Source organism: Streptomyces sp. NPDC058697 (genome assembly GCF_042715345.1).
In the GTDB taxonomy this organism is placed as follows: Bacteria; Actinomycetota; Actinomycetes; order Streptomycetales; family Streptomycetaceae; genus Streptomyces; species Streptomyces liliifuscus.
In genome coordinates, this window is sequence record NZ_JBHXSU010000012.1 from 1 (window position 1) to 21,116 (window position 21,116).

Annotated in this window: 16 protein-coding genes; 3 read left to right on the forward strand and 13 right to left on the reverse strand. The window is 69.9% G+C overall.

Annotated elements, in window-relative coordinates:
• Window positions 1-188 precede the first annotated feature (188 nt).
• The 5 genes from ACFWXQ_RS26370 to ACFWXQ_RS26390 all read right to left on the reverse strand — a co-directional run bounded on the left by ACFWXQ_RS26370 (window position 189) and on the right by ACFWXQ_RS26390 (window position 6,904).
• Window positions 189-1,028, reverse strand: coding sequence for a carbohydrate ABC transporter permease (locus tag ACFWXQ_RS26370; RefSeq protein WP_383952247.1), 840 nt, complete (start codon window positions 1,026-1,028; stop codon window positions 189-191).
• Window positions 1,025-2,392, reverse strand: a complete 1,368-nt coding sequence (locus tag ACFWXQ_RS26375) for an ABC transporter permease subunit (RefSeq protein ID WP_383952245.1) — start codon at window positions 2,390-2,392, stop codon at window positions 1,025-1,027. The genes ACFWXQ_RS26370 and ACFWXQ_RS26375 overlap by 4 nt, the downstream gene beginning before the upstream one ends.
• Window positions 2,393-2,397: 5 nt before the next feature.
• Window positions 2,398-3,723, reverse strand: coding sequence for an ABC transporter substrate-binding protein (locus ACFWXQ_RS26380; RefSeq protein WP_383952249.1), 1,326 nt, complete (start codon window positions 3,721-3,723; stop codon window positions 2,398-2,400).
• 71 nt (window positions 3,724-3,794) lie between these two features.
• Window positions 3,795-5,468, reverse strand: a complete 1,674-nt coding sequence (locus ACFWXQ_RS26385; RefSeq protein WP_383952243.1) for a glycoside hydrolase family 13 protein — start codon at window positions 5,466-5,468, stop codon at window positions 3,795-3,797.
• 161 nt (window positions 5,469-5,629) lie between these two features.
• Window positions 5,630-6,904 (reverse strand): ABC transporter substrate-binding protein, encoded by a 1,275-nt coding sequence (locus ACFWXQ_RS26390; protein ID WP_383952241.1) that lies wholly within the window; start codon window positions 6,902-6,904, stop codon window positions 5,630-5,632.
• Between the two features lie 165 nt (window positions 6,905-7,069).
• On the opposite strand from ACFWXQ_RS26390, the gene ACFWXQ_RS26395 reads away from it, so the two are divergent.
• The 3 genes from ACFWXQ_RS26395 to ACFWXQ_RS26405 all read left to right on the forward strand — a co-directional run bounded on the left by ACFWXQ_RS26395 (window position 7,070) and on the right by ACFWXQ_RS26405 (window position 10,775).
• Window positions 7,070-7,585: a PadR family transcriptional regulator gene (locus ACFWXQ_RS26395; protein ID WP_383952239.1), complete on the forward strand. Its 516-nt coding sequence runs from the start codon at window positions 7,070-7,072 to the stop codon at window positions 7,583-7,585.
• On the forward strand, window positions 7,582-8,352 hold the full coding sequence (locus ACFWXQ_RS26400) for an ABC transporter ATP-binding protein (RefSeq protein WP_383952237.1): 771 nt from the start codon (window positions 7,582-7,584) through the stop codon (window positions 8,350-8,352). The genes ACFWXQ_RS26395 and ACFWXQ_RS26400 overlap by 4 nt, the downstream gene beginning before the upstream one ends.
• A gap of 131 nt (window positions 8,353-8,483) precedes the next feature.
• Window positions 8,484-10,775 carry an ABC transporter permease gene (locus ACFWXQ_RS26405; protein ID WP_383952235.1) on the forward strand — a complete coding sequence of 764 codons (2,292 nt, stop codon included), beginning with the start codon at window positions 8,484-8,486 and terminating at the stop codon, window positions 10,773-10,775.
• Between the two features lie 53 nt (window positions 10,776-10,828).
• Here the strand turns inward: ACFWXQ_RS26405 and ACFWXQ_RS26410 are convergent, their stop codons facing one another.
• The 8 genes from ACFWXQ_RS26410 to ACFWXQ_RS26445 form a co-directional block, all read right to left on the reverse strand.
• Window positions 10,829-11,803, reverse strand: a complete 975-nt coding sequence (locus tag ACFWXQ_RS26410) for a DUF3824 domain-containing protein (protein WP_383952233.1) — start codon at window positions 11,801-11,803, stop codon at window positions 10,829-10,831.
• Between the two features lie 103 nt (window positions 11,804-11,906).
• Window positions 11,907-13,562: a glucose-6-phosphate isomerase gene (pgi, locus tag ACFWXQ_RS26415; RefSeq protein ID WP_383952231.1), complete on the reverse strand. Its 1,656-nt coding sequence runs from the start codon at window positions 13,560-13,562 to the stop codon at window positions 11,907-11,909.
• A gap of 237 nt (window positions 13,563-13,799) precedes the next feature.
• Window positions 13,800-14,135 carry an RNA polymerase-binding protein RbpA gene (locus tag ACFWXQ_RS26420; protein ID WP_003957010.1) on the reverse strand — a complete coding sequence of 112 codons (336 nt, stop codon included), beginning with the start codon at window positions 14,133-14,135 and terminating at the stop codon, window positions 13,800-13,802.
• Between the two features lie 235 nt (window positions 14,136-14,370).
• A complete protein-coding gene (secG, locus tag ACFWXQ_RS26425; protein WP_055615078.1) occupies window positions 14,371-14,601 on the reverse strand; it encodes a preprotein translocase subunit SecG in 231 nt (76 codons plus the stop codon).
• 145 nt (window positions 14,602-14,746) lie between these two features.
• On the reverse strand, window positions 14,747-15,523 hold the full coding sequence (gene tpiA / locus ACFWXQ_RS26430) for a triose-phosphate isomerase (RefSeq protein ID WP_383952228.1): 777 nt from the start codon (window positions 15,521-15,523) through the stop codon (window positions 14,747-14,749).
• A 6-nt stretch (window positions 15,524-15,529) separates the two neighbouring features.
• Window positions 15,530-16,741: a phosphoglycerate kinase gene (locus ACFWXQ_RS26435; protein ID WP_383952226.1), complete on the reverse strand. Its 1,212-nt coding sequence runs from the start codon at window positions 16,739-16,741 to the stop codon at window positions 15,530-15,532.
• Between the two features lie 130 nt (window positions 16,742-16,871).
• Window positions 16,872-17,882, reverse strand: a complete 1,011-nt coding sequence (gap, locus tag ACFWXQ_RS26440; protein WP_055615081.1) for a type I glyceraldehyde-3-phosphate dehydrogenase — start codon at window positions 17,880-17,882, stop codon at window positions 16,872-16,874.
• A gap of 190 nt (window positions 17,883-18,072) precedes the next feature.
• Window positions 18,073-21,027, reverse strand: coding sequence for a M14 family zinc carboxypeptidase (locus tag ACFWXQ_RS26445; protein ID WP_383936112.1), 2,955 nt, complete (start codon window positions 21,025-21,027; stop codon window positions 18,073-18,075).
• Between the last annotated feature and the right edge of the window lie 89 nt (window positions 21,028-21,116).

A 21,116-nucleotide genomic window follows, 5' to 3' on the forward strand; every position in this document is an offset into this window, starting at 1 on the left:
GCCCCCGAACCCCCGCTCCTCAAACGCCGGAGGGGCTGGATTTTCGCGGCGGGGCCGGCACTTTCAGCCCGTCCGGCGTTTGAGGACGAGCGCGTCAGCGCGATACGGGGGTCTGGGGGCGGAGCCCCCAGGGACGGGACGGGTAGGGGCGGCGGGGGCGAGAACCCATCGGCGGCCCCCACCGGCGGTCACTTCACCGACCCCGCCATAACCCCCTGCACGAAGTGCTTCTGGAAGGCGAAGAAGACCACCACCGGCACCACCAACGACAGGAACGCCCCGGGCGCGAGCACATCGATGTTGCTCCCGAACTGCCGGATCTGCGACTGCAGTTCAACCGTCAACGGCTGCGAAGAACTGTCGGCGAACAACAGCGCGACCAGCATGTCGTTCCAGACCCAAAGGAACTGGAAGATGGCGAGAGAGGCGATGGCGGGCCGCCCGACCGGCAGCACGAGCCGCGTGAAGATCCGCCACTCCCCACCCCCGTCCATCCGAGCCGCCTCCAGCATCTCCTTGGGCATCTCGGCGAAGTAGTTCCGCAACAGGAAGATCGCGAACGGCAGCCCGTACGAGACGTGGAACAGCACGACTCCGGGAATCGTGCCGAACAGCCCCATCTGCCCGAAGAGTTTGGCCACCGGCAGCAGCCCGATCTGCACGGGCACCACCAACAGCGCTACCACCAAGAGGAAAAGGGGGTCGCGGCCGGGGAAGTCCAGCCAGGCGAAGGCATATCCGGCGAGCGCGGCGATGACGACGACGAGGAATGTGGTCGGCACCGAGATCAGCACCGTGTTCCAGAACGCCTGCGTCATCCCCGAATTGCCCAGCAGCGCCGAGTAGTTGTCGAAGGACAGCTGCCCGGGCGAGGCCAGCGCGGTCCACCAGCCACCCGTCGCGGTCTCCTGGGCGGACCGCAGCGAGGACAGGAACAGCCCGGCGAGCGGAGTGAGCCAGACCAGACCGACCAGCACCAGGAACGCCTGCACGAGGCTGCTCGCGAGCCCCCGCCTGATCGCGTTCATCGCTGACTCCCTCGGAAACGGCGGACGTTGAAGACCATGGCGGGGATGACGAGGAGGAGGAGCAGCACGCCGAGCGCACTGCCCAGGCCCTGGTTGTTGCCGCCGCCGAAGGACACCAGCCACATCTGGGTGGCGAGCACGGTGGCGTCCTCCTGCACCGGACCCGGCGCGATGATGTAGACGAGGTCGAAGACCTTCATCACGTTGATCACCAGGGTCACGAAGACCACGGTGAGGACGGGCGCGAGCAGCGGCACGGTGATCCGGCGGAAGATCTGCCACTCGTTGGCGCCGTCCATCCGGGCCGCCTCCAGCGCGTCGCGCGGCAGGGCGGCGAGCCCGGCCCCGATCAGCACCATGGCGAACCCGGTCCAGATCCACAGGTACGCGCCGATGATGGCGGGCGTGACGAGTGCGGGGCCGAGCCAGGAGACGCCGTCGTACGGCGCGGCGAAGTTCGAGGCGGGCAGCCGCACGGTGTACGAGCCCGGATCGAGGCCCTGGAAGCGGAAGGAGCCGTCGGCCGCGGTGGTGCCGCTCGCCACGGTCTTCCCCTCGCGCACCGCCTCGACCTTCATCTCCGGCAGCCCGCTCTCGGTCCTGTCGACCTTGCCCTGCTCCCCTCCCCCGCCGCGCGTGAAGTCCAGGTAGACGACACCGCGCAGCTCGTCGGCCGATGGCTTCCCGGTCGACGCCGGGTACGCGGGTCGCGCGCTCCCCGGCAGGTCCTCGGCGCGTACGCCCACCAGTCCGAGTCCGACGGTGTCGCCGGGGGACGCGGTGGCCGTCGTACCGTACGAACCGTCGGCGGCCTTGGTCAGGCCCTGGCCGTCGCGGGCCCGGGCGTTGGGGTACGACGACGCGTCCTTGAAGGCGTCGTGCACGGAGACGGCGGCGGCGTTCAGGACGCCCTTCTCGGGGTCCTCGTCGTACGCGAGCCGGAAGATGATGCCCGCGGCGAGGAAGGAGACGGCCATCGGCATGAACAGCAGGAGTTTGAACGCAGTCGCCCAGCGAATCTTCTCCACGAGGACGGCGAGGACGAGACCGAGACCGGTGAGCAGCGTCGGCGCGACGACGACCCAGATGGCCGTGTTCCGGACGGCCTTGAGCGTGGCCGGGTCGCGGAACATCTCGGTGTAGTTGTCGCCGCCCACGAACCGGTTGCCGGAGGCGTCGAAGAAGCTGCGGCCCACGGAGAACAGCACGGGGTAGACGACGAGCGCGCCGAGCAGGAGCAGGGCGGGGAACACGAACGCGAGGGCGATGATCCGGGCCCGGCGCCGGGCGCGACGCCTGCGGTCGCGGTCGGCCGGGGCGGTGGGCGGCGGGCTCGCCTCTTTCAGGAGCGTGGCGGCGGTCACGGCGATCAGCCCTTGTACGCCTTGGCCGCCGCCTGCTCCAGTGCGGCAGCGGTCTTCTTCGGGTCGGACGGGTCGCGCAGGAAGTCCTGGAGGAGCTTCCACTCGCCGGCGCCCTTGGTGCCGCCGAACGCGGCCGGGGCCTGGTCCGACATGTCGAAGCGGACCGAATCCCCGGCGTTCACCAGGGACTTGGCGGTCTCGCGGGTGATGTCGTCGCCGTAGGAGGCGAGGTCGAGCTTCTTGTTCGGGGAAAGGAAGCCGCCGACCTCGGCCCACACGGCGGAGGCCTCGGGGGTCGCGAGGTACTCAAGGAACTCCATGGCGGCCTTCTGGCTCTTGCCGTCCTTGAGGACGACGGCCGCGTCGCCGCCGCTGACCACGGGTGCCTTGCCGGTGCCGACCGCGGGGAACGGGAAGAAGTCCGCGTCCTCGCCGATCTTCTTGCCGAACTGGTCCTTGGCGACACCGGCCACGAAGTCGCCCTCGTAGACCATGCCCGCCGTGGGCTCGGGTCCGAAGACCTTCTCGACGGAGCCGGGGAAGTCGGTGTTCAGCGCGCCCTTCTGGCCGCCGGCCATCAGCTCCTTGTCCTTGAAGAGCTTGCCGAGGGTGGTGAGGGCCGCGACGACGGTCGGGTCGGTCCACTTGATCTTGTGGGCGGCCAGGGCGTCGTACTTCTCGGGTCCTGCCTGCGAGAGGTAGACGTTCTCGAACCAGTCGGTGAGCGTCCAGCCGTCCTGTCCGGCGACGGAGAAGGCCGCGAGGCCCGACTCCGAGACGGTCCGCCCGGCCTCCAGCATCGCGTCGTAGGTCGTCGGCGTCTTGACGCCCGCCTCGTCGAGGGCGTCGGGGCTGTACCAGACGGTCGACTTGTGGGCGGCCTTGAAGTAGAGGCCGTACAGGGTACCATCGACGCTGCCGTAGTTCTTCCACACGCTCGCGTAGTTGCCGTCGACGGACTTCTGGGCCGTCTTGGAGAGCGGCTTGAGCCAGCCCTCCTTCGCGAACTGCTGGAGCACGCCGACCTGCGGGACCATCACCACGTCGGGGGCGTTGCCGCCCTCGATCTTGCTGCCGACGACCGTGGAGACGTTGTCTCCGGTGGACGTGAACTGGGTCTTGGCGCCGGTCTTCTCGGTGAACGCGTCCAGGACCTTCTGGAAGTTCTTCTGCTCGCTGCCGGACCAGACACCGGCCACGTTGATCGTCTGGCCGCTGAGCGGCTTGTCGCCGCCGCCTGCAGAGACGGGACCGCCTCCGCAGGCGGTGGCACCGAGGGACAGGGCGAGGGCTATGCAGCCCGTGAGCAGGGTCGTACGTCGTCGCATCATCATTGATGTCCTTCGAGGGCAGGGGAGTTGACGGATGATCAGCTGGAGCGGGTGGTCACGGAGCCGGCGGCTCAGGGGTTGGTGCAGTCGCTGATCCACCAGGCGGCCGTCGAGCCGGGCAGGACGCCGGGCGCGCAGGGGCCGCTGGACAACAGAGGGGTGCCGGAGACCGGCGCGGGCGTCGGCGCCGTACCGAAGTTGACGGCGCACACCAGGCCGTCGCCGCGGACGAAGGCGAGGACGCCGGGCTGGGTGTCCAGCCAGCGCAGCGCGCCCTCGCCCAACTGGGGCAGACCGGCCCGCAGTTGGAGTCCGTCTCGGTAGAGGTGCCAGAAGGAGTGGGTGTCGGCGAGGGCGCGGTCGGTGGCGTACTCGGCGAAGTAGGCGGGCTGCGGCAGCCACGGCTTGGCGCTCTCGGCGCCGGAGGTGAAGCCGAACGGCGAGGCGTGTCCGGACCACGGCAGCGGCACGCGGCAGCCGTCGCGGATCCGGGCGCGGCTGCCGGTGCGACGGAAGATCGGGTCGGTGAGCACGTCGTCGGGCAGATCGACGACCTCGGGCAGCCCGAGCTCCTCGCCCTGGTAGATGTACGCGGCTCCGGGCAGCGCCAGCATCAGCAGTGCGGCGGCGCGGGCGCGGGCGGCGCCCAGTCCGCTGCCCTCGGTGCCCAGTTCGCCGTAGCGGGTGACCGTACGGACCTGGTCGTGGTTGTTGAGGACCCAGGTGACCGTCGAGCCGGTGCCCGCGATGTCCTGCATGGCGTGGGAGATGACCTTGCGGAAGGCGTCCGCGTTCCAGGGCGCGCTCAGCAGGTCGAAGAAGAAGGCCTGGTGCAGCTCGTCGTGGCGTACGTACAGGGCGTGTTCGCGGGCGGTCGGCACGGAGACCTCGCCGACGAGCAGCCGCTCCTCGCCGTCGCGGGCGGTGTACTCCTCGCACACCGACCGCCAGTGCCGCCAGACGTCGTGCACCTCGGGCTGGTTCCAGGCGAGCGGGTTGACCGAGTCGCGGGTGCGGGCGTCGGCCTCCGGGTCGGGCGAGTCCGGCAGCTCGGGGTGCTTGTAGAGGCCGGCGGCGACGTCGATGCGGAAGCCGTCGACGCCCCGGTCGAGCCAGAAGCGCAGGGCGTGGTCGAAGTGGGCGCCGACCTCGGGGTTGCGCCAGTTCAGGTCGGGCTGCTCGGGCGTGAACATGTGCAGGTACCACTGGCCGGGGGTGCCATCCTGCTCGGTGACCCGGCTCCAGGCGGGGCCGCCGAACATGGAGTGCCAGTTGTTGGGCGGCTCGGAGCCGTCCGGGCCGCGGCCGTCGGCGAAGTGGAAGCGGGCCCGAGTCTCGCTGCCCGGCGCCGCGACCAGCGCCTCCTGGAACCACGGGTGCTCCTCGGAGCAGTGGTTCGGGACGATGTCCAGGAGCACCTTGATGCCGAGCCGCCGGGCGTCCGTCATCAGCAGGTCGAACTCGCTGAGGTCGCCGAAGACCGGGTCGACGTCGCAGTAGTCGGCCACGTCGTAGCCGTGGTCGTGCTGCGGCGAGGGGTAGAAGGGGCTCAGCCAGACGCCGTCGACGCCCAGCTTCTTCAGATACGGCAGTCCGGCCCTGACCCCGGCGAGATCGCCGATGCCGTCCCCTGTGCTGTCCAGAAAGCTCCGGACGTAGACCTGGTAGATCACTGCGTCGCGCCACCAGCGGTGCATGTCGATCGTCACCCGTTGACCTGTCTGTGCGTGCCTCCGGTTATGCATGCATGTTAAGTAGCCGTGTCGCGCAGGTGTCAACGAGTAGGCGGAGAGTCCCGAGAAGTTGGGATTTTATATGAGGATATTTCTATCCACTGAGACCGAAGGTGAGACGCGCGCGTTACCTAACAAGTAACTAGGATCCGTCGGGCACGACGGCAGAGGGCTCAGCCCCGGCGGGAGATGTCCGCCAGCTCGCGCGCGAGACGTCGCACCGCGGCCTCGGGCGTCTGGCGCCCGGTCATCGCGTCCTGCACCACGGCCTGCACGGCCAGACTGACCTGGTCGTAGCGCGGGCTCTTGGGACGCGGCGCCGCCGCCGCGACACTCGCGCGGAGCGTCGGCAGGTACGGGAACCGCCGGATCAGCTCCGGGTCCCGGTAGAGCGCGGCCCGCACGGGCGGCAGCGCGCCCTTGGTGAGGACCAGACGCTGCACCCGCTCGCTCGTCAGGTACGCGATGAGACGCGCGGCGGAGTCGGGGTGGCGGGCATGCGCGCTGACCGCGAGGTTGGAGCCGCCGAGCACACTCGCGCCCGGCCCGTCGGGCCCCGGCAGCGGCACCGCGCCGATCTTCCCGGCGACCGCCGAGCCCTTGGCGGAGGCGCCGACATAGGCGTACGGCCAGTTGCGCAGGAAGAGGAGCCGGCCGTCCTGGAAGGCCTGCTTGGACTCCTCCTCCTTGTACGTCAGCGCCTTCCTGGGGATCCAGCCGTCCCGCACGCCGCGGGCGAGGAAACCGATGCCCTCGCGGGCCGCCGCCGAGTCGACGGTGACGCGCTCGCCCTCGTCGCCGAGGATCGTGCCGCCCGCCGAGTAGACCGCCTCGGCCGCGTTCACCGTGAGCCCCTCGTAGGGCAGGAACTGGCCCGCGTAGCCGTCGAGTCCGTACTTCGGCGCGATGGCCTTCGCCTGTTTCTCCAGCTCGGCCCAGGTGCGCGGGGGCGCGACGCCCTCCTTGTCGAGGATGTCCTTGCGGTAGAGGAGCAGTCCCGCGTTGGTGACGTACGGGACCGCGTACAGCCGTCCGTCGTACGTCGCCGTGTCCTCGACCTGCGGCAGGAAGCCGTCGAGCGGGAAGCGGTCCCGGGACAGCGGGGAGATCCAGCCGGCGGCGGCGAACTCCGAGGTCCAGGCGACGTCGATGTTCAGGACGTCGAAGCGGCTCCGGTCGCTGCCGCGCAGGTCGGTGGTCATCTGCGCCCGGGTCTCGTCGGCGGAGTCCGGGAGCTCGACGAGGGTCACCTTCTCGCCGGGATGGGTACGGTTCCAGCCGTCCAGCAGCGGTCCCAGATAGCTGGTGAGATCCCCCGCGGTGGCCAGCGTGAGCGGACCCCGGCCGCCGCCGCGCGCTCCGTCGGCCTGTGCGCCCGAGGCGACGTAACCGGTCAGAACCACCGCCGCGACCAGGAGTCCCCTACCCGCGGCACGTATCCACCGCATAGGTTCCTCCTTGGTACACCGGCTGCCGGGCACCTTCGCCCGGAGTCAGAGGCCATGTATACCTGTTAGGTATGGGCGATACTAGGGCCTGCGGCACATCGGCCCCTCAACACCGGCTGGAGCGCCCCGAAGGCGAACCGAGAGAAAAGGCGGAGGAGAGCACTGGTGCGGCTGCCCCTCCTGGCCCTGCTGGCGCGCGGCCCGGCCCACGGATACGAGCTCAAGCAGGACCTTGAGCAACTGCTGGGGTCCGCGTACCCTCAGCCGAACGTCGGCCAGATCTATGTGACGCTCGGCCGCCTCGAGAAGTCGGGACTGATCGAGGGCGAGGAAGTCGAGCAGTCGAGCCGGCCCAACAAGAAGATCTACCACCTCACCGACGCCGGGCGTGAGGCGCTGCGCGCCTGGTACGAGGAGACGGCGGACGAGCCGCGGGTGCGGGACGAGTTCTTCATGAAGCTCGCGCTCGCGCCGCAGACCGGACTCGCCGACCAGATCACCCTGATCAACAGACAGCGGCGCGAGTACCTGAACACCATGCGCAGCCTGTCGAAACTCGCCGCCACCGAGAGCCGGGACAACCGCATCTCCCAGCTGCTCATAGAGGGCGCCATGCTGCATCTGCAGGCCGACCTCGACTGGCTGGAACGCTGCCAGGAGGAATTGGAGGAGCTGGAGTGAGCCGCACCGCTCCTTCGCCGCGCGCCGAGGGCACCCCCCTGCTGCGTGCCGAGGGCCTGGTCAAGACCCACCACGGCGAGGGCGCCCCGGCGCATGCCGTGCGGGGCGTGGATCTGGCCGTACGGCAGGGTGAGTTTGTCGCCGTCACGGGCCCCTCGGGCGCCGGGAAGTCGACGCTGCTGCATCTGCTGGGCGGGCTCCAGCGACCGGACTCCGGCAGCGTCTGGCTGGACGGGGTGTGCACGGACGCGTACAGCGAGGCCCGCTGGGCGGTCGAGCGCCGGCGTCGTATCGGCATCGTCTTCCAGTTCTTCAACCTGGTCTCGAACCTGTCGGTCGCCGACAACGTCGAGCTGCCCGCCCTGCTCGCCGGCCTCTCCCCCAGGCAGGCCCGCGCCGAGCGCGAGGGGCTCCTGGCCGAGCTGGGCCTGGAGGGCAAGGAGCGCAGCATGCCGGGCGAGCTGTCCGGCGGCGAGCAGCAGCGGGTCGCGCTGGCCCGTGCCCTGGTCAACCATCCGCCCCTGCTGCTGGCCGACGAGCCCGCGGGCAGCCTCGACAGCAAGGGCACCCGCGAGGTGACCCGGCTGCTGTCCCGCTTCCACGAGCGCGGCCAGACCATCGTGCTGGTCACCCATGACGCACGGCTGGCGAGCGCCGCGGACCGGGTGATCAGCTTCTTCGACGGCCTTATCGCCGACGACGCGGAGCTCGGCACCGCGCCCGCGCGCGGCACGGGGATATCCGGCGTGCTGGAACTGAGGGACTGAGCAGCATGCGTGAGCCTCTGTCGAAGGCCGTCCGCCAGGACCTCCCCGCCGTGCACGGGCCGCGGAACCGGTCCCTCGCGCGCGGGCCGCGGAACCGGCCCTTCGTGCGCGAGCCGAGGGGCTGAGCCGCCGTGCGGGCCACCCTGCGCTGGGCGCACGCCGATCTGCGCACACATCGCGGCGAGGCGCTGTTCATCGTGCTCGCCACCGCCGGGATCGTCGCCTCGCTCCTGCTGGCCACGGCACTCTTCGGGTACGCGACCAACCCCTGGCAGCGGGTCTTCACCCAGTCGCAGGGCGCGCACGTGTGGATCCACACCGGCCCGTCGGCCGACGCGCGCGAACTCACCGAGGTGGACGGCGTCACGTCCGTCGCGGGCCCGTACCCCACCGCCGCCGCCACCGTCGAGTCGCGCGGCACCCGGGCCTCCGTCGAGCTGCGCGGCATCGTCGGCCGGCCCTCGACCGGTCGTCCGCTGCTCGCCTCCGGCCGTTGGCTCGACCCCGCCGCGCCGGACGGTGTGGTGCTGGAGAGCAGCCTCGCCCGGGCGCTGTGGGCCGAGCCCGGGGACACGCTCACCGTGCCCGGCACCGCCCGGACCCTGACCGTCCTCGGGGTCGCCGACAGCGCCGAACCCCGCTACAGCCCCGGGGAGCGGTCCGGCCTCGTATGGGCCCTCCCCTCCGCCGTACGGCAGACCGACGGGCGCGGCGGCCAGGTGACCGGCCTGCGGCTGACCGACCCCGGTGACACGGACTACGCCGTCCAGCGGGCCGTCACCCTGCTCGGCGCCGGAGCGGTCACCGACGTCTCGCACTGGCAGCAGGCGCGGTCGGAGGCGCAGGGCGGCAACCGGCTGCTCGGCCAGGTCCTCGGCCTGTTCGGTCTCGGCGCCCTGGTCGCCGCCGCGCTCGCCGTGCACGGGGCGATCGGCACCCGGATCCGCGGCCATCTGCGGGACATCTCGGTCCTGAAGGCGATCGGCTTCACCCCGGGCCAGGTGGTGCGGATCTTCCTGCTCCAGCATGTGGCGTTCGCGCTCCTGGGCGCCGTGCTCGCCACCGTCGTCATCCAGGCCCTGGGCAGCCGGGTCCCGGGCCGTCTCGGGGACGCGGTCGGTGTGTGGCAGGGGCTGCCGGGGCACACCGCGGCGCTGCTCGCCGTGCCCGTGGCCGCGGTGCTGTTCATCGCCGCGACGACCGGGCTCGCGGCCTGGCGTGCCGGGCAGGTCCCTCCGGTGCCGGGGCTGCGGGCCGCGGCCCCGCTCGGCGGCCGGCTCTCGGGCCTGGCGCGCGGGGCACTCGGGCTGCGGCTGCCGTCCGCGCTGGTCCTGGGCTGGCACAAGGCGTTCTCGCGCCGGCCCCGCTCGCTGGCAACCCTTGCCCGGCTGGCGCTGCCGCTGCTGCTGATCGTCGTGGCCATGAGCGCCTGGAGCACCATCGACCGCTTCCAGAGCAGACCCGACGAGATCGGTCTCGCGGCCGCCCTCACCGTGCGGGCGGACGAGACCCTGACCGATCCGGACGTACGCGCCCTGCTGGCCCGGAACCCGCAGGTCGACGCCGTCCACCCGGGCGTCGAGGTGGCCGCCCTGGTCCCCGGCCAGACGGGCACGATCGCCCTCCGCGGGCTCGGTACGCACGAGGATCCGTACCCCTTCTCGCTGGCGGAGGGACGCCCCGCGCGCGGCCCCGACGAGGCGGTGGCCGGTCAGGGCCTGCTCGACCTGCTGGACGTGCGCGTCGGGGCGTGGGTGCGGATCACGGTGGGCGCGGAGCCGCAGATCCTGCACATCGTCGGGCGCAGCATCGAGCCCGAGAACGGCGGCCGGGTCATCTCCACCTCGCTCGACACCCTCCGGGAGAACCACCCGGGGCTCGGTCCTGCCCTCTACCAGCTCCAGCTGCGCCCCGGCGCCGACCCGCAGCGGGTGGCCGCGGAGCTGACCGAGGCCGCGCACGGAGACATCAGCGTGCACGCCGTGCCGAACCCGGCCGACGGGCTCTCACCGCTGCGCGGAGTCGTCGTGGGACTGATCGCCGTGCTGGCCCTGATCGGCCTCATCGAGCTGCTCACGGCGATCGGCGGCACGGTCCGCGAGGGCGAGCGGGATCTGCTGGCGCTCAAGGCGATCGGGCTGACCCCGCGGCAGATCACCGCGATCACGGTGACGGCCACGGGGTGCACGGCGCTGGGCGCGGTCCTCGTCGCCGCGGCGCTGGGGGTACCGCTCGCCCACTGGCTGATCGACGCACAGGGCAGGTCGAGCGGAATCGGCGCCGGAATCGCCCGGGGGCCCTCCCCCGGACTCCTGCTGCTCCTCGGCACGGCCGCCGTGCTCGGCGCCGCCGCGCTGGCCGCCCTGCCCGCGGCCCGGTCGGCCCGCAGACGGCTCGCGGACACACTGAGCGCGGTGGCCTGAGCCGCCGGGACGGGCCTGGTCGGTCAGGCCTGGCCTGGTCAGGTCAGGTCAGGTCAGGACCGGTACGGCGACTGCGGCGGCTGGGGCGGTCCGTACGGGTTGCCCTGGACGTACGGCGGGTGCGGAACGCCGTTGCCCGGCGGGTACGGCTGGCCCGGCGTAGGTCCGTACGGCTGCCCCGGCGGCATGTACGGCTGACCGGGAGGCGCGTACGGCTGCCCCGGCGGCGGGTACATGTTCCCCTGGGGCGGCACGAACCCGTTGTTCGGGGCGTACGGCCGCGGCGGCGGGAGCGTCGCCGGATGCGCGGACAGCCGGATGCCGTGGTGGCGTCGGAGCCGGTGCAGCTCCAAGGCGGCGATGCCCGTGACCGCCAGCGGGGCGCCCAGGATGAAGACGATCCCCAGCTTGAAGCTGAGCCCGTGCAGATCACCGGTGACCAGGTCCGGAAGGGCCATCAGCCACGTCGTCACGGTGGCGAGCAGCGCGGGCAGGGCGCGGTGCACGGCGGCGGAACCGAAGAAGTTCCCGGACAGCTGCACGGCCCCGTACATCAGCATGCCGGTGATCCACATCGCCGGAAGGCCGAGCACCACCGTCCAGATGGTGCCGAGCTGGATCGACAACTGCCACAGCAGCACCGTCCCGACGACCATGACGATGAAGAGGAGCAGCAGCTTGAGCGAGTTGAACAGGGACCCCCGCAACTCGCGGATCCTGCCGGTCCGCCGCCAGACGAAGAGCATCACACCCACGGTCAGCGGGGTGATGAACAGCAGCACGAGGGCCGCCACCACGATGTTCTCGAGTACCTCGTTGAAGTCGAACCTGCCCTCGACGAACGTGTACACGCCGAACGCCGCCACAGCTCCGGCAATGACACGTACACGCTTGAGGCGCTCCACCGACGGATCGACCGCCGGCGGGATCCACGCCGGGTGGAACACCGCCTGGGCCACGGCCTTGGGCTGCAGAATCGACGCCACCGACAGATTGCGGCTGAGCCATCTTCCGCGCGAACCAGCCATGTTCAGCTCCCCCGAGCCCTCGACGTCATGATCGCCCGAAATTCTAAGGGAGGCGGACGGCCGTTCCGCCCTCCGCCTCCCGACCCACACGACTACTCCACGACTACTTCCGGCCCCTCAGTTCCCGGTACTTGGCCACGAGCGCGGTGGTGGACTCGTCGAGCCCCGGCACGTCCGCACCCTCCGTCAGCGCGGGCTCCACACGCTTGGCGAGGACCTTGCCGAGCTCGACGCCCCACTGGTCGAAGGAGTCGATGTTCCAGATCGCGCCCTGCACGAACACCTTGTGCTCGTAGAGGGCGATCAGCTGGCCGAGCACCGACGGGGTGAGCTCGCGCGCGAGGATGGTGGTCGTCGGGTGGTTGCCCTTGAACGTCTTGTGCGGCACCAGTTCCTCGGGCACGCCCTCCGCCCGCACCTCGTCCGGCGTCTTGCCGAAGGCCAGCGCCTGCGTCTGCGCGAAGAAGTTGGCCATCAGCAGGTCGTGCTGGGCGACGAGACCCGGCAGCAGATCGGCGACCGGCTCGGCGAAGCCGATGAAGTCCGCCGGGATCAGCTTCGTGCCCTGGTGGATGAGCTGGTAGTACGCGTGCTGTCCGTTGGTGCCGGGCGTGCCCCACACCACGGGGCCCGTCTCCCACTCCACGGGACGCCCGTCGCGGTCCACGGACTTGCCGTTGGACTCCATGTCGAGCTGCTGGAGGTACGCGGTGAACTTGGACAGGTAGTGCGAGTAAGGCAGCACCACGTGCGACTGGGCGTCGTGGAAGTTGCCGTACCAGACACCCAACAGGCCAAGCAGCAGCGGCACGTTGGACTCGGCGGGCGCGGTCCTGAAGTGCTCGTCGACGAGGTGGAAGCCGTCGAGCATCTCCCGGAAGCGGTCCGGGCCGATCGCGATCATCAGCGACAGGCCGATCGCCGAGTCGAACGAGTAGCGGCCGCCGACCCAGTCCCAGAACTCGAACATGTTGGCCGTGTCGATACCGAAGTCCGCGACCTTCTCGGCGTTCGTCGACAGGGCCACGAAGTGCTTGGCGACGGCTTCCTGACCGGCCTTCAGCTCGGTGAGCAGCCAGTTCCGGGCGGAGGTCGCGTTGGTGATCGTCTCGATGGTGGTGAAGGTCTTCGAGGCGATGACGAACAGCGTCTCGGCCGGGTCCAGGTCCCGTACGGCCTCGTGGAGGTCGGCCCCGTCCACGTTCGACACGAAGCGGACGGTCAGGCCGCGGTCGGTGAAGGACCGCAGTACCTCGTACGCCATCGCCGGGCCGAGGTCGGAGCCGCCGATGCCGATGTTCACGACGTTCTTGATGCGCTTGCCGGTGTGCCCGGTCCACTCGCCCGAACGGACGCGCTCGGCGAAGCCGGCCATCTTGTCGAGGACGGCGTGCACGGCCGGTACGACGTTCTCGCCGTCGACGTCGATCACCGCGTCGCGCGGGGCGCGCAGCGCGGTGTGCAGGACCGCGCGGTCCTCGGTCGTGTTGATCTTCTCGCCGCGGAACATGGCGTCCCGCAGTCCGAACACGTCCGTGGCGGCGGCCAGCGCGCGCAGCAGCCGCAGTGTCTCGTCGGTGACGAGGTGCTTGGAGTAGTCGACGTGCAGATCGCCGACCTGAAGCGTGTATCCGGTGCCGCGTCCGGGGTTCCGGGCGAACAGCTCACGGAGCTGCGCCTCGCCTAGTTCCTCCCGGTGCCCGGCCAGAGCGGTCCACTCGGGTGTCTGGTCGAGCCTGGTACGGCTGTCTGCGTTCATGTGGGACTTCCGCCTCTTTCCTGCCTGTGCTGCGTACCTTGCCCCGCTGCCGGTCCCAACCTAATTGATCAGGGCGGAACGTGAGCTGTCGTCCCGCCGTCGTCCGGCTCAACAACAGATACGTCCGGCTGGAGCACGCGTATCAGCGCTGCAGAGGAGAAGGCACGGGCGCGGTCCCGTGCGCGTCCCAAACGTGTCCGGCCGGACACCCGTGGGTGCCCGGCCGGATCTCAACTCCTAGATCTCGCCCCGCAGTTTGGCGAGCGCCTCGGCGAGGATGGCCTCGCCGTCCGCGTCGCTGCGCCGTTCCCGTACGTACGCGAGGTGCGTTTTGTACGGTTCGGTGCGCGGCGGGTCCGGCGGGTTGTCCCGGTCCTGTCCGGCGGGGAAGCCGCAGCGCGGACAGTCCCACGTATCGGGGACCTGCGCGTCGCTGGCGAAGCTGGGCTGCGTCTCGTGCCCGTTCGAGCACCAGAAGGAGATGCGCAGCCGCGGCGCGGACTCGCCACGCTCGGCCTCGCCCATCGGCCCCGCCCCGACCCGGCTTCCTCGGATCGCGTTGCCACTTGCCACGGTCGTAACTCCCTGCGTAATGGTGCCGCAAAGCGAGTCGGCGTTTCGCTTCGCTGCGAGCGCCTCAGTCTACGTAAGGCCCAACGCGCGTCTAGTAGATGGAGTTACACCCCGCCGCAAGACGCAAGCCCCATGATAGGCCGCGCTTGCGGGCGCGTACCGTACATGGGGCCTTACGTGCGGAATGTGCTTGCGTAATGTGCGTTTGTGCTGGTGCAGCGGTGTCGGGCGGTGATCAGTTGTTGACCTTCATCAGAAGACCCAGCACCACAATGGACGCGAACCACAGCAAACCGACCACCACGGTGATGCGGTCGAGGTTGCGCTCGGCGACCGAGGAGCCGCCGACGGAGGACTGCATGCCGCCACCGAACATGTCGGACAGGCCGCCGCCCTTCCCCTTGTGCATCAGCACCAGCATCATCAGCAACAGGCTGAAGACGATCAGGGCGATCGAGAACCCCATAACCACGGCTGGACCAACTTCCTCGGACTTGGAACGGACGACGGGGGCCGGTGCTTCGGGTACGAAGCCGCCCGGCCCCCGCAAGGGTACGACGTAACGCCGCTACGGCCTACTCGCAGGTCGTCGGTTCGTTACGGAACGCGGCTCACTGGTCGCGGAAGCGGACGATCTTGACGAACTCCTCGGAGTCCAGGGACGCGCCGCCGACCAGGGCACCGTCGATGTCCGGCTTCGCCATGATCTCCGCGACGTTGCCGGCCTTGACGGAGCCGCCGTACTGAATTCGGACGGCGTCGGCCAGTTCCTGCGTGTACAGCTCGGCGAGCTTGCCGCGGATCGCCGCGCAGACCTCCTGGGCGTCGTCGGAGCCGCAGACCTTGCCGGTGCCGATGGCCCAGACGGGCTCGTACGCGATCACGATGGTCTCGGCCTGCTCGGCCGGCAGATCCTTGAGACCGCTCTCGACCTGCGCGAGCGTGTGCGTGACGTGGTTGCCCGCCTCGCGGACGTCCAGCTCCTCGCCGACGCACAGGATCGGGGTGAGGCCATGCTTGTAGGCGGCCTTGACCTTGGTGTTCACGACCTCGTCGGTCTCGTTGTGGTACTGGCGGCGCTCGGAGTGGCCGATCGCCACGTAGGTGCACTTGAGCTTGGCCAGCATCGCGCCGGAGATCTCGCCGGTGTAGGCACCGGAGTCGTGCGCCGAGATGTCCTGGGCGCCGTACTTGATCTTGAGCTTGTCCCCGTCGACCAGGGTCTGCACCGAGCGCAGGTCGGTGAAGGGCGGCAGGACCGCGACCTCACAGGCCTCGTAGTCCTTGTCGGCCAGGGCGAAGGCGAGCTTCTGGACATGGGCGATGGCCTCGAGGTGGTTGAGGTTCATCTTCCAGTTGCCCGCCATCAGCGGCGTACGAGTGGTCATACGGGGTCAGTCCTCCAGTGCGGCGAGGCCGGGGAGCGTCTTGCCCTCGAGGTATTCGAGGGAGGCGCCGCCGCCGGTCGAGATGTGGCCGAATGCCGTCTCGTCGAAGCCCAGGATGCGGACGGCCGCGGCGGAGTCACCACCGCCGACGACCGTGAAGGCCGGGGAGTCGAGAAGGGCCTGGGCGACCGCCTTGGTGCCCTCGGCGTAGTCGGGGTGCTCGAAGACGCCCATCGGGCCGTTCCAGAAGACCGTGGCGGCGTCGGTGAGCTTCGATGCGTACAGCTTGCGGGACTCCGGACCGATGTCCAGGCCCATCTGGTCGGCCGGGACGGCGTCCGCGGCGACGGTGGTGGGGTCGGCCGGAGCCTTGGTCTTCAGGTCCGGGAACTCGGGGGCGACCAGCACGTCCACGGGGAGGACCAGCTCGACGCCGTTCTTCTCGGCCCGCTCGATGTACTCCTGGACCGCCGGGATCTGGTCCTCCTGAAGGAGGGACTTGCCGATCTCGTGGCCCTTGGCCTTGAGGAAGGTGTACGCCATGCCGCCGCCGATCAGCAGGCGGTCGGCCTTGCCGAGCAGCTGGTCGATCACGGCGAGCTTGTCGGACACCTTGGCGCCGCCGAGCGCGACCACGTAGGGGCGCTTGACGTCCTCGGTGAGCTTCTTCAGGACACCGACCTCGGTGGCGATGAGGTACCCCGCGTAGTGCGGCAGCCGCGCCGGAAGGTCGAAGACCGAGGCGTGCTTGCGGTGCACGGCACCGAAACCGTCGCCCACGTAGACATCGGCCAGGGCGGCGAGCCGGTCGGCGAACTCGCCGCGCTCGGTGTCGTCCTTGGACGTCTCACCGGCGTTGAAGCGAAGGTTCTCGATGACCGCGACCTGGCCGGGCTGCAGCCCGTTCACTGCGTCGTGCGCGGCGGGGCCGACCGTGTCCTGGGCGAAGGCCACGGGCGCGTCCAGCAGCTCGCCGAGGCGCTCGGCGGCGGCGAGCAGCGAGAAGGCGGGGTCCGGAGCGCCCTTGGGGCGGCCCAGGTGCGAGGCGACGACCACCTTGGCGCCCGCCTCGGCGAGGGCCTTGACAGTGGGCAGGACGGCGCGGATGCGGCCGTCGTCGGTGATGAGGCCTTCGGCCAGCGGCACGTTCAGGTCGGCGCGGACGAAGACCCGCTTGCCGTCCACGCCTTCGGCGAGAAGTTCGTCGATCGTCTTCATGAGGGGGCTCCTAAAGAGGGCTCAAGTGGTCCGAGAGGGCTGGTCGATCAGCACGTGGCACAGGGCTCGGGCAGCGCGGCGGTGCGCTGCCCGAGCCCTGTGCTCACATCGAGAGGCCTTGCTCTGGGACTTAGAGCTGGCCGCCGACGAAGACCGTGAGGTCCACGAGGCGGTTGGAGTAGCCCCACTCGTTGTCGTACCAGCCGAGGATCTTCACCGTGTTGCCCTCCTGGACCATGGTCAGGGAGGAGTCGAAGGTGCAGGAGGCCGGGTCGCTGACGATGTCCGAGGAGACGATCGGGTCCTCGGTGTAGGCCAGGTAGCCCTTGAGGTCGCCGTCGTCGGAGGCCTTCTTGAACGCGGCGTTGACCTCGTCCTTGGTGACCTCGCGCTGCAGCGTCACGACCAGGTCGGTGGCCGAGCCGGTCGGGACCGGGACGCGCATCGCAATGCCGTCCAGCTTGCCCTTGAGCTGCGGGAGGACCAGCGCGGTGGCCTTCGCGGCACCCGTGGTGGTCGGGATGATGTTCTCGGCGGCGGCGCGGGCGCGGCGCAGGTCCGAGTGCGGGAAGTCCAGGATGCGCTGGTCGTTCGTGTACGCGTGGACCGTCGTCATCAGGCCCTTGACGATGCCGAAGTTCTCGTCGAGAACCTTGGCCATCGGCGCCACACAGTTGGTGGTGCAGGAGGCGTTCGAGATGACGTGGTGGTTCGCCGGGTCGTACTTGTCCTGGTTGACGCCCATCACGATGGTGATGTCCTCGTCCTTGGCCGGAGCCGAGATGAGGACCTTCTTGGCGCCACCGGTGATGTGCTTCTCGGCGTCGGCCTTCTTGGTGAAGATGCCGGTCGACTCGATGACGATGTCGACGCCCAGCTCGCCCCACGGGATGTCGGCGGGGTTGCGCTCGGAGAGCACCTTGATCGTCTTGCCGTCGACGGTGATCGTGTCGGCGGTGTGCGACACCTCGGCCTTGAGGCGGCCCAGGATGGTGTCGTACTTCAGCAGGTGAGCGGTGGTCGCGGTGTCACCCAGGTCGTTGACAGCCACGATCTCGATGTCTGCACCCTGCTCCAGCAGCGCGCGGAAGTAGTTACGACCGATGCGGCCAAAGCCGTTGATGCCTACGCGGATCGTCACGAACCGATCTCCTCGTTAGGAACGCCGGCTTTGGACGCCGGCGAGTTTGTATGGGATGTCCCCGACCGCCTACGACCCTACCTCCCTGACGCTCCCGGAGTGACATCGAGTGCCCCATACACGGCAGGGCGGCCCGTACCCACCAGTAGGGGTACGGACCGCCCGGGCTTGACGCCCTCGTTCGCCCTTGTCAGCTGCGCAGAGCCGCCAGGGCCTTGCCGAGCAGGGCCGTCCGGTCGGCGGCCGCGGTGACATGCTCCAGGCCGAAGCCGAGGAGCACGGTGTCACGCGTGGTGACCGCTCCGTACGTCTTGAAGAGTTCGCCGGACAGGCCCCAGTCGTTCACGACCGCGGGGCTGCCCGCGGGCGGACCGGGGACGCTCCAGGCGCCGAGTGACGTCTCGAAGCCGTCGGTCTGGCCGGCCGTGCCGCCGAGGACGACGGAGGCGTTGTCGGCGAGCACACCGTGGCCGCCCGATCCCGGGTCGGTGATGTAGCTCAGTGACACCTCCACCGTCTTTCCGGCGTACGCGGAGAGATCGAAGTTGACTTGCTGCCAGCCGTCGGAGGCCCCGGTGAAGCTGTTCCAGGAGCCGCTCGTGCCGGTCGCGGTGCAGCCGGCGGAGCCCGGGGTCAGATAGCGCCTGAGGGCGGGGTGCGCCTGGATGAAGTACCCGGCCTCGCACTCCGCGGGAACCGCGGTGCTGGTGGCGCCGCCCTTCTCGGGGAGAGTCGTCCAGTCGTCGGCCCCGGCCGTGTGCGCTTCGAGCGCCGCGTGGTCGTAGCCGGCCTCGGTGTCCCACAGGAGCTGCGTACGCAGGGTGGGCGCGTCGGCCGCGGTGACCCCGGTGAGGTCGATGGTGCGGGTGAGACGGTTCCAGGCGTAGTCGGAGTGCGTGACCGCCGCCATGGAGGCGCCCTCGAAGGGACCGTAGGGGTTGACGGTCCCCGGGTACGCTCCCGCTCCCGCGCTCGCGAACTGCGGGAACGTCTCGACGGGCAGCGTGTCCGAGGTGACGCTGTACGCGCCCGCCGCGTTCAGCGGGTTGCCGGGGGCGCCGCCGAGCGGTCCGGTGGCTCCGGCGAGCTTGCCCGAACCGGTGAAGGACGTGACGCCCGGCGTCGTCGTACGGGAGTAGGCGCCGAGGTAGTACTGGCTGAAGTCGTTCGTCAGGGCGCCCGGCAGTGCGACGCTGCCGCCCGCCTGTTCGCCCGCCTCGATCAGCTTGCCACCCTCGTTGAGGTAGGCGCGCAACTGCAGCTGGGTGGCGTAGCCGGGGCGGTCGGCGCCCGTGTAGTGGACGACGTTCTTGAAGTGGCCGAGGACGCCGAGCGCGTCCGGCACGCCCTGGGTGGCGACGTCCCAGACGAGGGGCTTGCGGCCGTTGGCCTTCAGGGCGTCGACGTAGGTCTGTGCCTGTGTCGCGGCGGCGGCACCCTCCTCGGCGACCACCAGCGTGTCGGCGCGCGGCCGCTCGGCCACGGTGTAGGTGAAGCGCTCACTGGAGGTGGGCTTCCCGCTCCTCGTCTCGCCGGTGAACCAGACCTCGACCTTGTCGCCCGGGTCGCCGTCCGCCACGAAGGCGCGGTACTCGTCGAAGTAGAGGTTGTCCTCGCCTCCGAAGGTCTCACCGCCCTTCCATGCCTTGAGCGCCATGTCCTCCGTACGGCCGCCGTTGACGCGGTACCTGAGCTCCTTGTCGCGTACGGACTTGCGGGCGACGACCGTGATCTCCTGGTCGGCGCCGCGGGAGTACGACGTGGTGAAGGGGGCCGGGGTGAAGTCGGGGGCGTCGATGCCGACCGAGGACTTCGGCTGGTCGGGCTTGGCGGCGGCCTCGGCGACGGAGAGCGCGAACGGGACGTTCTTGGCGAACTCCTGCTGGATCAGCTTCTCGTCGTCCGGGAAGGTGAAGATCGACTCGCAGTCCACCGCGTTCCAGGCGTCGTTCGGGTCGAGGTTCGACGCGGTCTGGCAGGTCGACATCTCGGGGGTGAACATCGCCGTGCCGTTGACGTTGGACGCGTGTCCGTCGGCCTCGCCGTTGGTCGTGTAGAGCTCGGAGGAGACCTGCGGGCGGTAGCCGGGGATCGCCGGGTTCTCGGGGGTTCCGGCGAGCGACTTGTAGAGCACGTCGTCCGGGCTCGGCGTCGCCACCTGCCAGCCGACTCCGTAGAGGATCAGTTCGGCGGCGGAGTGGTAGTTGATGCCGTAGTCGAAGCCGATGCGCCTCTCGAAGGCGTCCAGCGCCTTGGTCTCGGGCTCGGAGCCGGGGCTCGCGCCGCGGTAGGTCTGGCTGGTCGGGTACGGGGACGAACCCTCGTCGTCGTAGCCCCACTTGTAGGAGAAGTTGCGGTTGAGGTCGACGCCGTCGCCGGTGGTCCAGGCGCCGTCGCCGTTGATGTCGCGCATGTTCTTGCGCCACTGGCGGTCGCCCTCGGCCTTGAACGTCCAGTCGTAGCCGTCCGGGTTGGCGGACAGGACGAACCACAGCTCGGTGGAGTTCACGAGCTTGGTGACCCGCTGGTCCTTGCCGTAGTTGTCCAGGTAGTAGTGCATCAGACGCCGGGTCATCTCCGGCGTGATCCACTCACGGGCGTGCTGGTTGGACATGTACAGCATGGAGGGCTTGGCGCCGTCCTTGGTCTGCTTGGCGCCCTTGGTGAGCTTGAGGGCCAGGATGTCCTGCCCCTGGAGGGTCTTGCCGATGGAGACGACCTTCGTCAGGCCCGGGTTCTGCTGCCCGGTCCTGAGGATCTCCTCCTGGAGGTTGCCCTTGCCGCTGTAGGGCCGGTAGACGCCGTCCCCCGCGGCGGCCACGCGCGCGCGTGCCTTGGCCGAGAGCTTGTGCTCGGCGAGGTCGACGCCCTTCTTCTCCAGCCCGTCGGCCTGCTTGTCGGTGAGGTAGACCTCGACCGTGGCCGTGCCCTTGTCCGGGACCTGTTCGCCCAGTTCGTGACTGTCCTGGCCGGCCGCGAGGAGCAGGGGTACCTGTTCCTTCGTGACGTCCGCGCGGAAGACCTTGACCTCGTCCGCGCCCGGGGCCTTCGCGGCGCCGGGTTCTGCCTGTGCCATGGGTGCGATGGCCACTCCGCCGAGCAGGAGCGCGCCGGCAGCGAGGATCGATCTCGCTCTTCGTCTCATGAGCCCCCCTTGCAGTTGTCCGCCACAGCAGCGAACAGATGCCAGGCTCATGACACTTCATGGTCAAGTCAAGAGCGCGTCGAGGACAG

What these genes read in the sequence shown, in the direction of transcription:
- pgi (WP_383952231.1), bottom strand. Translation starts at nt 13,562, where the DNA reads ATGAACGCAGACAGCCGTACCAGGCTCGACCAGACACCCGAGTGGACC.
- ACFWXQ_RS26380 (WP_383952249.1), bottom strand. Translation starts at nt 3,723, where the DNA reads ATGATGCGACGACGTACGACCCTGCTCACGGGCTGCATAGCCCTCGCC.
- tpiA (WP_383952228.1), bottom strand. Translation starts at nt 15,523, where the DNA reads ATGACCACTCGTACGCCGCTGATGGCGGGCAACTGGAAGATGAACCTC.
- ACFWXQ_RS26445 (WP_383936112.1), bottom strand. Translation starts at nt 21,027, where the DNA reads ATGAGACGAAGAGCGAGATCGATCCTCGCTGCCGGCGCGCTCCTGCTC.
- secG (WP_055615078.1), bottom strand. Translation starts at nt 14,601, where the DNA reads ATGGGGTTCTCGATCGCCCTGATCGTCTTCAGCCTGTTGCTGATGATG.
- ACFWXQ_RS26435 (WP_383952226.1), bottom strand. Translation starts at nt 16,741, where the DNA reads ATGAAGACGATCGACGAACTTCTCGCCGAAGGCGTGGACGGCAAGCGG.
- ACFWXQ_RS26410 (WP_383952233.1), bottom strand. Translation starts at nt 11,803, where the DNA reads ATGGCTGGTTCGCGCGGAAGATGGCTCAGCCGCAATCTGTCGGTGGCG.
- ACFWXQ_RS26390 (WP_383952241.1), bottom strand. Translation starts at nt 6,904, where the DNA reads ATGCGGTGGATACGTGCCGCGGGTAGGGGACTCCTGGTCGCGGCGGTG.
- ACFWXQ_RS26385 (WP_383952243.1), bottom strand. Translation starts at nt 5,468, where the DNA reads ATGCATAACCGGAGGCACGCACAGACAGGTCAACGGGTGACGATCGAC.
- ACFWXQ_RS26370 (WP_383952247.1), bottom strand. Translation starts at nt 1,028, where the DNA reads ATGAACGCGATCAGGCGGGGGCTCGCGAGCAGCCTCGTGCAGGCGTTC.